Source organism: Streptomyces sp. TRM70350, assembly GCF_019219825.1.
GTDB lineage: Bacteria > Actinomycetota > Actinomycetes > Streptomycetales > Streptomycetaceae > Streptomyces.
Window position 1 is genome coordinate 263,960 of record NZ_JAHUXH010000003.1, and the last position, 14,470, is coordinate 278,429.

Below are 14,470 nucleotides of genomic sequence, written 5' to 3' on the forward strand. Positions count from 1 at the left end.
TGGTCGTAGGAGCATCAATCGATGGGCGAGGGGTACGCATGACCGACACCGGCCAGGTCCCGGGTGAGGGGCTGCCGGAGAACGCAGGCCCGGTGGAACAGCCGGGTGTCACCGTTCCCGGCGCGTACAGCTACCTGTCCGAGACCCCCGCCGAGGACGAGGACCTGCTGCTGCCCGGCGCGCAGGGCGCCTGGGGCAACGAGGTGGCCCCGCCCCCGCCCGAGCCGGTCGTGGAGGCCGTCCACGAGCCCGGCGCGCACGAGATGTCCGGCCGCGACAGCGGCTCGGTCGACCTGACCGGCGTCCGCCTGCCGGGCCCGACGCCGCCTCCGCCGTCGCCCGCTCCCGCGCCCCGCCGCCCGCTGCACCTGGGCCCGCCGATCCCCAACACCTCCGCCAGCCCGGTCCGCTCCCTCGCCGACCGCGGCCCCGCGGGAGCGCCGGTACGGCAGCCGGGGCCGCCCACCACCGGGCCCGAGTACCTCGACGTCCCGCGCGTGCGCGAGATGCCGCCGCAGGGGGCGGTGCCGCAGGGCGCGGTGCCGTGGGGTGGTGCCCAGGCTGCCGCGACGCAGCCTGCGGCGACGCAGACGCCGGTGGGCGCGGAGGTGACGCCTGCGGAAACGGTTGTTCCGGCGGGGCGGGCGCAGGGGCAGACCCACGCGGATGTGCAGGCACAGGCGCAGGTCCAGGCGGAGACGCACGTACCGGCTGAGCTGCACGTACCGGCTGAGCTGCACGTACCGGCTGAGCTGCACGCACCGGCTGAGACGCACGCACAGGCCGAGGTGCAGGCGCAGGGCGAGGTGCAGGCGCAGGGCGAGGTGCAGGCCCAGGCCGAGGTGCAGGCGCAGGGCGAGGTGCAGGCGCAGGGCGAGGTGCAGGCCCAGGCCGAGGTGCAGGCGCAGGGCGGGCCGGAGCCGGTGGGTGCGGCGCAGGCCGCGGTGGCGCGGATCGCTTCGGAGGCTGTGGCGTCCGGGGCTTCCGGGCAGGGTGAGGCTTACGCCGGGGAGGCGGGGGCCGCTGCCGACCAGGCGTTCGGCCCTGACGCGGGGGCGGGCGACGACGCGGCGGTTCCCGCGGAGGTGCCTGCGGACACCGGCGCCGCTGACGCGCAGGCACTGCCGTCGGACGCCGGGGAAACCCCGGGCACCCCGGCCGCCGCGGAGGAAGCGGAGCCGATCGCTGAGCCTGCGACCGATCCCGAGCCGGAGCAGCTTCCCGAGGTCCCGGAGAGCGCGCCTGCTGACGGCGTCGCCGAGGAGGCAGCGGCTGCTGAGGCGGTGCAGGCCCAGGACGCAGGGGTGGCCGAGCCCGCGCCCGCGCTCGCCTTCGAGGCCGCGCCCGCCTCCGTGGCCGTCCCGGCACCAGCTCCCGAGGCCGCGCTCGCTCCCGAGCCCGCGCCCACCCCTGAGGCCGTCCCGGCACCAGCTCCCGAGGCCGCGCCCGCCTCCGTGGCCGTCCCGGCACCAGCTCCCGAGGCTGCGCCCGCCCCCGAGCCCGAGCAGCCCGCCGCCGTGGACATGGAAGCGCAGGGCGTGGCCCCGGCCGTGGACGAGCCCCTCACGCAGCCGGTCCCGCACCACGAGTACATCGACCCCGAACCGGAACCCGTCGCGCCCGCCGAGGAACAGCCGCAGAACACCGCGCCCGACGTCACCCCGGCGCCCCAGCCGGAGCAGCCGCTGGGCCAGTTCGTCCCGGTGGAGGGCTCGGTGCCGACCACCCCGCACCTCGCGCCCACCCCACCGCACCCGATCGTCCTCCCGACCCAGGAGCAGGCTCCCGAGCTCCCGGCGCAGCCGGAAGCCGTGGCCACGGTCCCCGCCCCCCGCGACGCCGACCACACGCCTGCGCCGACCGCACCGGACGAGACCCCGGCCCCCGACCCCGTACAACTGGTGCAGAACGCGGAGGACCTGGAAACCCGGGCTGCCGATCAGGACGACCGGGAAGACCAGGAAGACCGGCAAGGCCCGCAAGAAACGAGCACGGCCCCCGTGGCCGAAGCCCGACAGTCCACTGGCCCGGCCGCGCCCGCCTACGACGACGCCGAGCGCGAGGCGGTACTGAAGGTCATGCGCGAGCGGCGTGACATCCGCAACGGCTTCCGCAGCGACCCCATCCCGCACGAGGTGCTGCTCCGCGTCCTGGAGGCCGCCCACACCGCGCCCTCGGTCGGCCACTCGCAGCCCTGGGACTTCGTCGTCATCCGCTCCGCCGAGACCCGGCGCACGATGCACGAACTGGCCATGCGCCAGCGCGAGGCCTACGCCAAGTCGCTGCCGAAGGGCCGGGCGAAGCAGTTCAAGGAACTGAAGATCGAGGCTATCCTCGACACGCCGGTGAACATCGTCGTCACCGCCGACGCCACGCGCGGCGGCCGCCACACCCTCGGCCGCCACACCCAGCCGCAGATGGCGCCGTACTCCTCCGCGCTCGCGGTCGAGAACCTCTGGCTCGCCGCGCGCGCCGAGGGCCTCGGCGTCGGCTGGGTCAGCTTCTTCGACGAGCGCGAGATGGTCCGCACCCTCGGCCTGCCCGAGCACCTGGAGGTCGTGGCGTACCTGTGCGTCGGGTACGTCGACGAGTTCCCGGAGGAGCCCGAGCTGATGCAGGCGGGCTGGTCCAAGCGCCGCCCGCTGTCCTGGGTGGTCCACGAGGAGACGTACGGCCGCCGCGCCCTGCCCGGCGAGGAGCCGCACGACCTGCTCGCCGAGACCGTCGCCCAGATCCGCCCGCTGGACGCCAAGGCGCTCGGCGAGGCCTGGGAGCGGCAGAAGCGGATGACCAAGCCGGCCGGCGCGCTCGGCATGCTGGAGATCATCTCGGCCCAGCTGTCCGGCCTGTCCCGGCAGTGCCCGCCGCCGATCCCGGAACCCGCCGCCGTCGCGATCTTCGCGGGCGACCACGGGGTGCACGCCCAGGGCGTCACCCCCTGGCCACAGGAGGTCACCGCGCAGATGGTGGCCAACTTCCTCGGCGGGGGAGCGGTCTGCAACGCCTTCGCCAACCAGGTGGGCGCCGAGGTCTGCATCGTCGACGTGGGTGTCGCCGCGGAGCTTCCGTCCACTCCGGGTCTGCTGCCGCGCAAGGTCCGTCCGGGCACGGCCGACATGACCACCGGCCCCGCGATGACCCGCGAGGAGGCCAAGCAGGCCATCGAGGTGGGCATCGAGACGGCCCGCGACCTGGTGGCGGCCGGCAACAAGGCCCTGCTCACGGGTGAGATGGGCATCGCCAACACCACCGCGTCCGCCGCCCTCATCTCGGTCTTCACGGGCGTCGACCCGGCGGAGGTCACGGGCCGGGGCACCGGCATCAACGACGAGACCCTGGCCCGCAAGACCGAGGTCGTCCGCCGGGCCATCGAACTCCACCAGCCGGACCCGGCCGACCCCATCGGCGTCCTCGCCGCGATCGGCGGCCTGGAACACGCCGCCATCGTCGGCCTGCTCCTCGGCGGCGCGTCCCTGCGTACGCCGGTGATCCTGGACGGCGTCAGCGCCGGTGCCGCGGCCCTGGTCGCCCGGACCATCGCCCCCGAGGTGCTCGCGGCCTGCATCGCGGGCCACCGCAGCGCGGAGCCCGGCCACGTGGCCGCCCTGAACAAGCTGGGCCTGCGCCCCCTGGTCGACCTCGACCTCCGCCTCGGCGAGGGCACGGGCGCCCTGCTGGCCCTGCCGCTGGTGCAGAGCACGGCCCGGGCGATGCACGAGGTGGCGACGTTCGATTCGGCGGGGGTCACCGAGAAGTAGGTCCCCCGGCCGAGGCGGGCGGGGTGGGCGCTCCGTCGCGCCCACCCGACCCCGGCCGTACGCTGAACGCACTCTAAAATCCGCACGTCAGGGCTGCTCCAGAGCCGTAGCACCCACCGCACGCCCGCACGAGGAGCCGCACCCTCATGGCCGAACACCCCGCCTACCCCGTAGGCCTTCGCCTCACCGGCCGTCGCGTGGTCGTCCTCGGCGGCGGCCAGGTCGCCCAGCGCCGCCTGCCCGCACTGATCGCGGCCGGCGCGGACATCCTCCTCGTGTCCCCGGAGGCCACCCCCTCGGTGGAAGCGATGGCGGACGCGGGGGAGCTCACCTGGGAGCGGCGGCCCTACGCCGAAGGCGATCTCGCCGACGCCTGGTACGCCCTGATCGCCACCAGCGACCACGAGGCGAACACCCGTGCCTCGGCGGAGGCGGAACGCCACCGCGTCTGGTGCGTCCGCTCCGACGACGCCGACGCGGCGACCGCCTGGACCCCCGCCACCGGCCACAGCGAGGGCGTCACCGTCGCGGTCCTCACGACCGACACCAAGTCCCGCGACCCCCGCCACACCGCCGCCATCCGCGACGCGGTCGTCGAGGGCCTCCGCGACGGCACCCTCGTCGCCCCGCACCACCGCACCCGCACCCCGGGCGTCGCCCTGGTCGGCGGCGGTCCCGGAGACCCGGACCTGATCACGGTCCGCGGCCGCCGCCTGCTCGCCGAGGCCGACGTCGTCATCGCCGACCGCCTCGGCCCCCGCGACCTGCTCGCCGAGCTGCCCCCGCACGTCGAGGTGATCGACGCGGCGAAGATCCCGTACGGCCGCTACATGGCCCAGGAGGCCATCAACAACGCCCTGATCGAACACGCCAAGCAGGGCAAGTCCGTCGTACGCCTCAAGGGCGGCGACCCCTTCGTCTTCGGCCGTGGCATGGAGGAGGCCCAGGCCCTCGCCGAGGCCGGGATCCCGTGCACGGTCGTCCCCGGCATCTCCAGCTCCATCTCGGTCCCCGGCGCGGCGGGCATCCCGGTCACCCACCGCGGGGTCGCCCATGAGTTCACCGTGGTCAGCGGCCATGTCGCCCCCGACGACGAGCGCTCCCTCGTCGACTGGCCGTCCCTGGCCAAGCTCACCGGCACGCTGGTGATCCTCATGGGCGTCGACAAGATCGGCAAGATCGCCGAGACGCTCGTCGCGCACGGCAAGCCCGCCGAGACGCCCGTCGCCCTGGTCCAGGAGGGCACGACCGCGGCGCAGCGCCGGGTCGACGCGACGCTGGCGACGGTCGCCCAGACGGTCCGCGAGCAGGAGGTCAAGCCGCCCGCGGTCATCGTCATCGGCGAGGTCGTCACCGTAGGACCGCAGACCTCGGCGTAACCCGGGGTAACACAACCCGGTCCGAGCCGTTGGCACCGTACGCACGACAAGGCAGTATCACCCTGTGGCCGATCTCATCACCGTCGAGGATCCCGACGACCCGCGCCTGCGCGACTACACGGGTCTGACCGACGTCGAACTGCGCCGCAAACGCGAACCCGCCGAGGGCCTGTTCATCGCCGAGGGCGAGAAGGTCATCCGGCGGGCGAAGGACGCGGGCTACGAGATGCGGTCGATGCTGCTGTCCGCCAAGTGGGTCGACGTCATGCGCGACGTCATCGACGAACTCCCGGCCCCCGTCTACGCGGTCAGTCCCGAGCTCGCCGAACAGGTCACCGGCTACCACGTGCACCGCGGCGCCCTCGCCTCCATGCAGCGCAAGCCCCTGCCCACGGCCGCCGAGCTGCTCCGGTCCGCCCGCCGCGTGGGGAAAGGTGCGGGTCAGCGCGTCGCCGTCTTCGAGGACATAGTGGATCACGCGAATCTGGGGGCCGCCTTCCGCAACGCGGCTGCTCTGGGCCTGGACGCCGTCTTCCTCACACCACGCTGCGCCGACCCCCTGTACCGGCGGGCCGTGAAGGTGTCGATGGGCGCTGTCTTCCACGTCCCCTGGACCCGGCTGACCTCTTGGCCGAAGGACGTCGAGCTGTTCCGTCAGCACGGCTTCGTGACAGCTGCCCTGTGTCTCTCGGAGAAGTCGATCACGATTGACGAACTGGCCGCCCGCCGGTACGAGAAGCTGGTCCTGATGCTCGGCACCGAAGGCGACGGACTGTCGATCGACGCCCTGCGCGCGGCCGATGAATGGGTCCGCATCCCCATGTCCGCGGGGGTGGACTCCCTCAACGTCGCCGCGGCCTCCGCCGTGGCCTTCTACGCGACGAGGCTCCGGTAGGCACCAACCCAGCGAAAACGCGTTCTCCCAGCGCCGCCCCCACGCAGCGCGGGGGACATATGGGGGGCCATAGAACCCCGGTGGCCAGGGGACTCAAGCGTCCTCCTGGACGCCCTGGGCCGGGCCCGGGCAGCCGGAGGGCCGATCGAGTACGTCGCGGCCCGCCATGAGCGGGGCGCGGCCCACATGGCGCAGGCATACGCACGGAACACCGGGCGGCCCGGCGTCTGCCTCGTGGTCCCCGGACCGGGGGTGCTCAGCGCCCTGCCCGCGGTGGCCACCGGGTACGCGTGCTCCTCGCCGATGCTGTGCGCGGCGGCCGACATACCGTCACCGCTGGCCGGCCGGGGCCTGGCATGCTGCACGAACTGCCGGGCCAGGACGGTGCCTGGCCCCGGTCACCAAATGGTCGGCGCGAGCCGGCGACCCGGCCCGGATCCCCGGACTCGTACACCGGGCGCTACAGCAGTCACGGTCCGGCCGCCCGAGGCCGGTGCCCTGTCCGTCCCGGCAGACGTCTTGACCGCGCGGGCGGAGACGGACTGGGAGCCTGCCAGTCAGGGACGGGACGACGGCCGGCCCGGCGTGGCCGACGAGGTCGGGGAGCCCTCGGGATCGGAGCAGGGCGTCCTCGCGGAGGTCGCCGCCGTGCTCGCCCCGCGGGCCGGCGCCGCCCTGACCGCCCTGGCCGAGAAACGGTCCGCTCCGGTCGTCATGAGCCGCAACGCGGGCGGCGCCGTCCCGGCCCACCACCGGCTGGCCTTCTCCAGCCTCGCGGCACCGCGGCAGCTGCCGTCGGCGGACGTGGTGCTGGTCGTGGGCAGCCGCTTCGTGTCCCCACGCGGCACGGCCCTGCCGACCGCCCCCGGAGCGGCCGTCGTCCTCGTCGACGCGGACCCGGCCGACCTCGGGCCGCCCCGCCGGGCCGACCTCACCCTGTGCGCCGACGCCCGGACGGCGGAAGGTCGAGAGCGTCGAACCCCAGTGGTCGTACGTCCGCGCACTGCGCGAGGCGATCCCGGACGACGGCTTCCTGGTCAACGAGCTGACCCAGGTGGGCTATCCGGCCGCCGTCGGCTACCCCGTGCACCGCCCGGGAACCTCCCTCACGCCCGGCTACCAGGGCACCCTGGCTACGGCTACCCGTCGGCGCTGGGTGTGAAGGCGGTCGTCTTCAACGACAACGCGTACGGCAACGTCCGGCGCATCCCGGCGGACGAGTTCGAGGGCCGGTTCATCGGCAGCGACCTGACCAGCCCCGACTTCGTGCGCCTGGCGGAGTCGTTCTCGGTGCCCGCGCTCCGGGCGGAGACCCCGGCCCGGCTCGCCGGGGCCCTCAAGGAATGCCTCAGCGAACCGGGACCCTCGCTCATCGAGGTCCCGGTGGCCGAGATGCCCGGCGTGTGGCCACTGCTGCTCGGCGGCTCGCCCGGTTCGGTCCGGGACTGAGAACGCCCGACGCACGGGCGCGGCCGCTGGACCGCGCGTCGAGCGGGCGCCGGTGTCCGTACCGGGTGACCGGCGGGCCCCTCGGGTTCGCCGGAGGCCGACGAGCGCCACGGCCGTGACGAACTGGGTCAAGGTCTCCACGGGTGCGGTCTTCTCCGTGCCGTACGCCCGCCTGGGACACCTGGCCCAAGGGCCTGTCGTCGGTCCGCGAGGCCGGTTTCACGCTGCTCGCCCTCACCCCCGACGAGAAGGCCAGGCCCTCGACGAGGCCGCCCCGCACCGCACGGACCGCATGGCCCTCATGCGCGGCGCCGAGGGCGACGGCCTGTCCACGCAGGACCTGGTCGCCGCCGACGAGTGGGTCCGCACCCCCGATGTCCCACGGCGTCGACTCGCTCAACGGGGGAGCGGCGGCCGCGGTCGCGTTCTACGCGGTCGCGACGGGCCGCCCGTGGCCGTAGGCCCTACGGGGACGCCTCGGTCGTCGACTCGTACCGCTCGGACAAGTCCGACCGCACGTGCTCCTGCCGCTCGACCACGCGGCCCCGCTCGTCGCCGAGCCCGCGCGCCGCCCCCTGGCAGCCCTGCACCACACCAATGCCGAGCGCCACGAGCAGCGTCACGACCACGAACACGAACAGCCGCTGCCGCAGCAGCCGCGGATTGGCCGGCCGCCGCCCGGTCCCGGTGGGCCGCGGCGCCGGACGACCGGCGGCGCCGCGCGGTGTCGTACGGCTGCCGCTGCCGGAGCGGGTCGTGTTGCGCGCCGGCGTGTTCCGCGAGACGGGTGTGGGCCGCGCCCCGGACCGGGACGGCGTACCGCCGTTGCGGGAGGGGGTACCGCCACCCCGGGCCGGAGCCCCGCCCCGCTCCGGAGCGGGACCGCGCGAGCTGCCCGCGCTCCGGGGCGCCGGAGTCAGCGGCCCGCCCTGCTGACGGCGCGGGGCGCGGTCGGGGTAGGTGTCGGCGAGCCGCCCGGTCGGCCAGTCCGCCTCGCCGCTGCGCGGCGCGGGCGGCCGCCCCTCGATCAGGCCGTGCGCCTCACGGGCGGCGATCTCCTTCAGCCGCAGCGACAGCTCCAGCGTGCTGGGCCGCTCCTCGGGGTCCTTCGCCAGACAGGCCCGTACGAGGGGAGCGAGCGCGTCCGGTACGCCGTGCAGCTGGGGCTCCTCGTGGACGACCCGGTACAGCATCACCTCGGAACTGCCGTGCCCGAAGGGCGAGTCGCCGGTCGAGGCGTACGCCAGGGTGGCGCCCAGCGAGAACACGTCCGTGGCCGGCGTGACCGCGGCGCCGCGCACCTGCTCTGGCGCGAGAAAGCCGGGCGAGCCGACGGCCGTGCCGACATGGGTGAGCGTGGAGGCCCCGGTCGCCCAGGCGATGCCGAAGTCGATGATCCGGGGGCCCTTGGGGGAGAGCAGGATGTTGGACGGTTTCAGGTCCCGGTGGACGACCCCGGCCTCGTGCACCGCGACCAGCCCCTCCGACAGGGCGGCACCGACCGCGGCGACATCGGCGGCGCTCAGCGGCCCCTCGTCGGCGACCTTGTCGTGCAGGGAGGGACCGGGCACGTACTGGGTGGCGAACCACGGCCGGTCCGCCTCCAGGTCCGCCGCGACGAGCCGCGCGGTGCAGCCGCCGCGGATCCGCCGCGCCGCGGAGACCTCGCGGGCGAACCGCGACCGGAACTCCTGATCCTCCGCCAGGTCGGGCCGGATCACCTTCAGTGCGACCCGCTGCCCCTTCTTGTCGGAGCCCAGGTAGACCACGCCCATCCCGCCCGCGCCGAGCCGTCTGTGCAGCCTGAACGAGCCGACGACGCGCGGGTCCTCGCGCCTCAGGCGCATCATCGCCATGTTCATCCCCGCTGCCCGGTCCGTGTGACGTGGCACAGCTTACGTTTCCGTGGCCGCCTGCGCGCAGAGGCCGCGCCCTCTCGGCCGGATGGATTGTCAGTGCCGGATGCGAGACTTGAGGGATGGTCAGGGAGCGTGCCGACAGGGCGCCTTTGCGCCGTCGGCGCTGCCAACCGTCCGACGCAGAAGGGGGATTGGGTCCGTGAAGGGTGACCGGGTGGAGATAGTCGTGGACGCCGGTGACACGACACGTACGTACGAGGTGGTGGCGAGCAGGGCGGGTCGCCGAGTGGAGACGGCGGTACGCCGAGGTGTCGTGGAAGTGAGCGAAGTCACGAGGACCGGCGTTGTGGTCCGTACGGCGCGGTTCATGGCGAACCGGGTGCTGGCCCTGGTCGAGCAGCCGGTGCCCCGCGAGGACAGCTCGGAAAAGCCCGGACACACCGGGCGCCCCCTCCGGGAAGACCCCTAGAACCGGGCCTGCTTCTCCACCCAGGGGAGTACTCCCCACGCCATGGCTCATCCTCCGGGAGGCCCGCCAATCGGTACGAGGGCATGACGCCCGGCACCCCTCGCGCACCTAGATTTGAGGTCAAGCGGCGGGTGCAGCACTCGTCCCCCGAGGTCAGACGCCCGCCGCTGCCAACGACAACTGAGCACGGTCAGGAGAGGGACCATGGCCTACACGGCACCGCGGACGCTGATCCGCGAGCAGGGGCGCAAGGCGCACGCCGCGTTCCGCCCGCGCCGCACGGGCCGCCGCCACCCCTTGGTGGCAACGGTCATGGCTCTTCCCCTGGCGGTCCTGCTCCTCGTCGTCTTCGACGGCTGGGAGACAGTGGCCACACAGGCGTCGTCCGTGGGCGTGATGCTGGGGCGCTGAGCGGCGACCCCAGGCCCGGAAGAGCGGTCCGGGCGGGGACATCCACCCATAACCCCGTGGGGACGGGGGTGCGGCGGACGGCAAAATGCCGGCGCAGCTGGGGAGCTGCGCCGGCATTGCTTTGGTCCGGGGCTGCTTTCCGGGAGAGGGGCGGGCCGGTACGGGGGCCGCCCGTCGGCAACATCCGGCACCGGCGCGCCAGAGGCCCGCCCCCACCGACGTACCCTCCCAGCACCCACCCCGCTCCAAGGAAGCCCCGTGACCGCACCACCCCTCCTCTCCGTCCTGGCCGCCCGAGTCAGGACCGCGGCCCACCCGCACGCCGACACCTGCGCCTGCGGAGCGGAGGTCACCCTCGCCGATCGCGCCGACGCCACGGTCGTCCGGCACGCCGGTACTGTCGCCAAGGCACACGCCCCGGACACCGACCCCGCCGAACTCGCCGCCCGCCTCGCGACGGCCGTCAGCGCACCCGGCGTACTGCTGCCCCCGCTCACCCCGACGCCCGTCACCCTGCACGGCAGACTGGTGACCTTCTGGCCGTACGGCATCCCGGTCGACCCCGACACCCCGGACGCCGCCCCCTGGGAGGCCGCGGCCACCCTCCTCGCCCGCCTGCACCGCACCCCGCCTCCCGTCCCGCTCCCTGCGATGCGCGGCCCCGCGAAGGCCGCCCACGCGATCGCCCGCCTCCGCGCGGCCGTCCCGCACCCCGCCACCACCGCCGTACTGCACGCCTGGGCCACCCTCCCCGCCTGGGCCCGCCACGAAGGCGCTCTCCCGGACACCGGCACCCTCTGCCACGGCGACCTCCACCTCGGCCAGCTCGTCCGCCACCCCACACCCACCGGCCCCTGGCTGCTGATCGACATCGACGACCTCGGCGTGGGCCCGGCGGCCTGGGACCTGGCCCGCCCGGCCGCCTGGTACGCCTGCGGACTGCTCCCCGCCGACGAGTGGACCCGCTTCCTGACCGCCTACCGGGCGTCCGGCGGCCCCGCCGTCCCGCCGGACGGCGATCCCTGGCCCGCCCTGGACGTCCCGGCCCGCGCCCTCACCGTCCAGGCCGCCGCCCGGGCCATAACCAAGGCCCTGACGGCGGACCGTCCCCTGGACGAGGTGGAGCGGTCCCTCGTGGACGCCTGTGCCCGAATGGCTTCCGTCCCCGCCCAGTTGCCCCGGAACGCCGCGAAGTAGGGTGCAACCGACCGCAGCCGGACAGAGTCTGTCCTGGCGATACGCGAAGCAGGACCGACCGGCGAGGAGTTGAGGCGACCATGCAGTGTCCGAAGTGTCACGCGCCCATGCACACGTACAACCGCAACGGCGTCCAGATCGAGCAGTGCGCGAACTGCCGTGGAATCTTCCTGGACTACGGCGAGCTGGAGGCCCTGACCCGGCTGGAGTCCCAGTGGTCCCAGCCCGCCCCGCCGCCCCCGCCCGCCGCGCAGGCGTACCCGGCCCCGCCCGCGCCCGCCTGGGGCGCCCCGCACGGCGGGCACCACGGCGGCCACCACCACGGCCACCGCCGCCACAAGAGCTTCGGCCACATGCTGTTCTCCAGCTGAGCGCGGACGCCGGTCTCCGGCTGACCGGCCCGCACACACCCCGAAGCCCCCGGCCGGAAGGGCCGGGGGCTTCGGGGTGTGTGGACGATACTGGGATTGAACCAGTGACCTCTTCCGTGTCAGGGAAGCGCTCTCCCGCTGAGCTAATCGTCCTCGGGACCACGATCGTCACGCCATGGAGCCGATCACGGGCACTGCGTGCGCGATACTGGGATTGAACCAGTGACCTCTTCCGTGTCAGGGAAGCGCTCTCCCGCTGAGCTAATCGCGCGGGTAGGGACCTTCGAGAAGATCCAGTGGACGATACTGGGATTGAACCAGTGACCTCTTCCGTGTCAGGGAAGCGCTCTCCCGCTGAGCTAATCGTCCTTGGAGGTGGAGACGGGATTTGAACCCGTGTAGACGGCTTTGCAGGCCGTTGCCTCGCCTCTCGGCCACTCCACCAGGAGTGTAGGGGACCACGAGGATCCCCTCTTCCTGCGAGCGGACGACGAGGCTCGAACTCGCGACCTCAACCTTGGCAAGGTTGCGCTCTACCAACTGAGCTACGTCCGCCTGTCGTTTCGGTCCGCTTCCGCGTCCCGGCGACGTGTTGAACTCTAGCGGATTCCGGGGCCAGTACAAAAACGCGTTTGTGCAGCGTGCTGCGCTGCACCTGGTCACGGGCGTGGCCGGACCGCCGGAAAGGACACGGCACGGCCACCTGCGGGACACCCACCATAGACTCGACAACGTGCTCGATCTCCCTCCTCTCGCCCGCTTCGGCAACCGCGTCGCCACCGGCCTCCTCGACGTCACCAGCGACCCCACGGCCCTGGACTCGACCGGTTTCTGGGCCGTCGCCGCCGACTTCGAGGGCCGTCTGACCTGCGCGCGCTTCGCGGACGTACGAGAGGAACCGGTGCCCGCCCCCGCACCGGGCGCCTGGCACGGCCCGGCCGTCGACGACTGGACGTCGTCCCTCGACCGCGCCTCGTACACGGCGGGAGTACGCCGGATACGGCAGCACATCGCGACCGGCGAGGTCTATCAGGTGAACCTCTGCCGCGTCCTGTCCGCGCCCATTGCCCCGGGCGCCGACCCCGACGCCCTCACCGCGCTGCTGGCCCGCGGCAACCCGGCGCCGTACGCCGGAACGATCCGCCTGCCCGGGCACGGCGTGGAGATAGCGAGCGCGTCCCCCGAGCTCTTCCTGCGCCGCGCGGGCCGGATCGTCGAGTCGGGCCCGATCAAGGGCACCGGCCGCACCGAGGCGGACCTGCTGGAGAAGGACTACGCCGAGAACGTCATGATCGTGGACCTGGTCCGCAACGACCTCGGCCGCGTCTGCGTCTCCGGCACGGTGACCGTCCCCGATCTGTGCGCCGTGGAGAAGCACCCCGGGCTGGTCCACCTCGTGTCCACCGTGCGCGGCGAGCTGCGCTCCGACGCGGGCTGGCCGGAGCTCCTCGCCGCCGCCTTCCCGCCCGGCTCGGTCACCGGCGCGCCCAAGTCGAGCGCCCTGCGGATCATCGACGCCCTGGAGACGGCACCCCGGGGGCCGTACTGCGGCGGCATCGGCTGGGTCGACGCCGACCGGGGGACCGGCGAGCTGGCCGTCGGGATCCGCACCTTCTGGATCGACCGGGCCGAGGGGGTGCTGCGCTTCGGCACGGGCGCGGGTATCACCTGGGGGTCGGACCCCGAGAGGGAGTGGCGGGAGACCGAACTGAAGGCCGCCCGGCTGCTCGCGGTAGCGTCGGGAGCGTACGAGGTGAGTGGAGAGGGACCGCAATCGTGCTGTGTCCATCCGGGGGACAACCCCCGGACCCCGGGCCGCAGCCAGGTCCCCGGCACGGACATGCGAGGTGGGGACCAGTGAAGATCTGGCTCGACGGCGGGCTGCAGGACATCGAATCCGCCCGCGTCTCGGTCTTCGACCACGGGCTGACCGTGGGCGACGGCATCTTCGAGACGGTGAAGGCGGTCGACGGCACGCCGTTCGCGCTCACCCGCCACCTCGACCGGCTGACCCGCTCGGCCCGCGGCCTGGGCCTGCCCGACCCCGACCACGACGAGGTCCGCCGCGCCTGCGCCGCCGTCCTGGACGCCAACCCCATGCCGCTGGGCCGACTGCGCATCACGTACACCGGCGGCCACGGCCCGCTCGGCTCCGACCGCGGCGAGCACGGCCCGACCCTGGTCGTCGCCCTCGGCGAGACCCGGCGCCGTCCCGACTCCACGGCCGTGATCACCGTCCCCTGGACCCGCAACGAGCGCGGCGCCCTCACCGGCCTGAAGACCACCTCGTACGCCGAGAACGTCGTCGCCCTGGCCCGCGCCCACGAACAGGGCGCCTCCGAGGCGCTGTTCGCCAACACCGTCGGGCAGCTCTGCGAGGGCACCGGCTCGAACGTCTTCGTCGTCCTCGACGGCGAGATCCACACCCCGCCGCTCGCCTCCGGCTGCCTCGCGGGCATCACGCGCGCACTGACGGTCGAGTGGACCGGCGCCAAGGAGACCGACCTGCCGCTGGACGTGCTGGAACGGGCCGACGAGGTCTTCCTGACGTCCACCCTGCGTGACGTCCAGGCCGTCCACCGCGTCGACGACCGCGAACTGCCGGGCGCCCCGGGGCCGGTGACCGCGAAGGCCATGCGGATCTTCGAGGAGCGGTCGGGCGACGACCTCGACCCGTAGAAC

General features: G+C 73.8%; 11 protein-coding genes, 5 tRNA genes and 2 pseudogenes. 12 read left to right on the forward strand and 6 right to left on the reverse strand.

Translation table 11 applies throughout. From position 1 onward, the window contains the following. The first annotated feature begins 38 nt into the window (after window positions 1-38). From cobT to KWI83_RS07240, 6 genes and pseudogenes are all read left to right on the forward strand, one after another. On the forward strand, window positions 39-3,758 hold the full coding sequence (gene cobT, locus KWI83_RS07215; RefSeq protein WP_218513444.1) for a nicotinate-nucleotide--dimethylbenzimidazole phosphoribosyltransferase: 3,720 nt from the start codon (window positions 39-41) through the stop codon (window positions 3,756-3,758). A gap of 146 nt (window positions 3,759-3,904) precedes the next feature. Further along, window positions 3,905-5,137, forward strand: a complete 1,233-nt coding sequence (cobA, locus tag KWI83_RS07220; RefSeq protein WP_218513445.1) for a uroporphyrinogen-III C-methyltransferase — start codon at window positions 3,905-3,907, stop codon at window positions 5,135-5,137. Between the two features lie 64 nt (window positions 5,138-5,201). Then, window positions 5,202-6,032, forward strand: coding sequence for an RNA methyltransferase (locus KWI83_RS07225; protein WP_218513446.1), 831 nt, complete (start codon window positions 5,202-5,204; stop codon window positions 6,030-6,032). Between the two features lie 114 nt (window positions 6,033-6,146). After that, a pseudogene (locus tag KWI83_RS40210) lies at window positions 6,147-6,371 on the forward strand (thiamine pyrophosphate-binding protein); the annotation flags it as partial. A 180-nt stretch (window positions 6,372-6,551) separates the two neighbouring features. Beyond that, window positions 6,552-7,481 (forward strand): thiamine pyrophosphate-dependent enzyme, encoded by a 930-nt coding sequence (locus KWI83_RS07235; protein ID WP_218513447.1) that lies wholly within the window; start codon window positions 6,552-6,554, stop codon window positions 7,479-7,481. A gap of 127 nt (window positions 7,482-7,608) precedes the next feature. Further along, a pseudogene (locus tag KWI83_RS07240) lies at window positions 7,609-7,942 on the forward strand (TrmH family RNA methyltransferase); the annotation flags it as partial. 3 nt (window positions 7,943-7,945) lie between these two features. Here the strand turns inward: KWI83_RS07240 and KWI83_RS07245 are convergent. After that, a complete protein-coding gene (locus KWI83_RS07245) occupies window positions 7,946-9,343 on the reverse strand; it encodes a serine/threonine-protein kinase (RefSeq protein WP_218513595.1) in 1,398 nt (465 codons plus the stop codon). Window positions 9,344-9,539: 196 nt separating this feature from the next. Between KWI83_RS07245 and KWI83_RS07250 the strand changes: the two genes are divergently transcribed. The 4 genes from KWI83_RS07250 (at window position 9,540) to KWI83_RS07265 (ending at window position 11,788) form a co-directional block, all read left to right on the forward strand. Then, window positions 9,540-9,809: a hypothetical protein gene (locus KWI83_RS07250; RefSeq protein WP_141309333.1), complete on the forward strand. Its 270-nt coding sequence runs from the start codon at window positions 9,540-9,542 to the stop codon at window positions 9,807-9,809. 204 nt (window positions 9,810-10,013) lie between these two features. Beyond that, on the forward strand, window positions 10,014-10,220 hold the full coding sequence (locus tag KWI83_RS07255) for a hypothetical protein (RefSeq protein WP_171117481.1): 207 nt from the start codon (window positions 10,014-10,016) through the stop codon (window positions 10,218-10,220). Window positions 10,221-10,478: 258 nt separating this feature from the next. After that, window positions 10,479-11,417 (forward strand): aminoglycoside phosphotransferase family protein, encoded by a 939-nt coding sequence (locus tag KWI83_RS07260; protein ID WP_218513448.1) that lies wholly within the window; start codon window positions 10,479-10,481, stop codon window positions 11,415-11,417. Window positions 11,418-11,497: 80 nt separating this feature from the next. Then, window positions 11,498-11,788, forward strand: coding sequence for a zf-TFIIB domain-containing protein (locus tag KWI83_RS07265; RefSeq protein ID WP_218513449.1), 291 nt, complete (start codon window positions 11,498-11,500; stop codon window positions 11,786-11,788). 81 nt (window positions 11,789-11,869) lie between these two features. Here KWI83_RS07265 and KWI83_RS07270 read toward each other — a convergent pair. From KWI83_RS07270 to KWI83_RS07290, 5 genes are all read right to left on the reverse strand, one after another. Next, a tRNA-Val gene (locus KWI83_RS07270) sits at window positions 11,870-11,941 on the reverse strand. Between the two features lie 46 nt (window positions 11,942-11,987). Beyond that, window positions 11,988-12,059 (reverse strand) — tRNA-Val (locus KWI83_RS07275). A gap of 26 nt (window positions 12,060-12,085) precedes the next feature. Continuing rightward, window positions 12,086-12,157: transfer RNA gene (locus tag KWI83_RS07280), tRNA-Val, on the reverse strand. Between the two features lies 1 nt (window position 12,158). Next, window positions 12,159-12,232 (reverse strand) — tRNA-Cys (locus KWI83_RS07285). 38 nt (window positions 12,233-12,270) lie between these two features. Further along, a tRNA-Gly gene (locus KWI83_RS07290) sits at window positions 12,271-12,343 on the reverse strand. 178 nt (window positions 12,344-12,521) lie between these two features. Here KWI83_RS07290 and KWI83_RS07295 point away from each other — a divergent pair. After that, window positions 12,522-13,649 (forward strand): chorismate-binding protein, encoded by a 1,128-nt coding sequence (locus KWI83_RS07295; RefSeq protein WP_308121995.1) that lies wholly within the window; start codon window positions 12,522-12,524, stop codon window positions 13,647-13,649. Further along, the gene (locus KWI83_RS07300; protein WP_218513450.1) at window positions 13,646-14,467 is read left to right on the forward strand and encodes an aminotransferase class IV; all 822 of its coding nucleotides are present in this window, start codon (window positions 13,646-13,648) and stop codon (window positions 14,465-14,467) included. Before KWI83_RS07295 ends, KWI83_RS07300 begins: the two co-directional genes overlap by 4 nt. Window positions 14,468-14,470 lie beyond the last annotated feature (3 nt).

What these genes read in the sequence shown, in the direction of transcription:
- cobT (WP_218513444.1), top strand. Translation starts at nt 39, where the DNA reads ATGACCGACACCGGCCAGGTCCCGGGTGAGGGGCTGCCGGAGAACGCA.
- cobA (WP_218513445.1), top strand. Translation starts at nt 3,905, where the DNA reads ATGGCCGAACACCCCGCCTACCCCGTAGGCCTTCGCCTCACCGGCCGT.
- KWI83_RS07245 (WP_218513595.1), bottom strand. Translation starts at nt 9,343, where the DNA reads ATGAACATGGCGATGATGCGCCTGAGGCGCGAGGACCCGCGCGTCGTC.
- KWI83_RS07255 (WP_171117481.1), top strand. Translation starts at nt 10,014, where the DNA reads ATGGCCTACACGGCACCGCGGACGCTGATCCGCGAGCAGGGGCGCAAG.
- KWI83_RS07265 (WP_218513449.1), top strand. Translation starts at nt 11,498, where the DNA reads ATGCAGTGTCCGAAGTGTCACGCGCCCATGCACACGTACAACCGCAAC.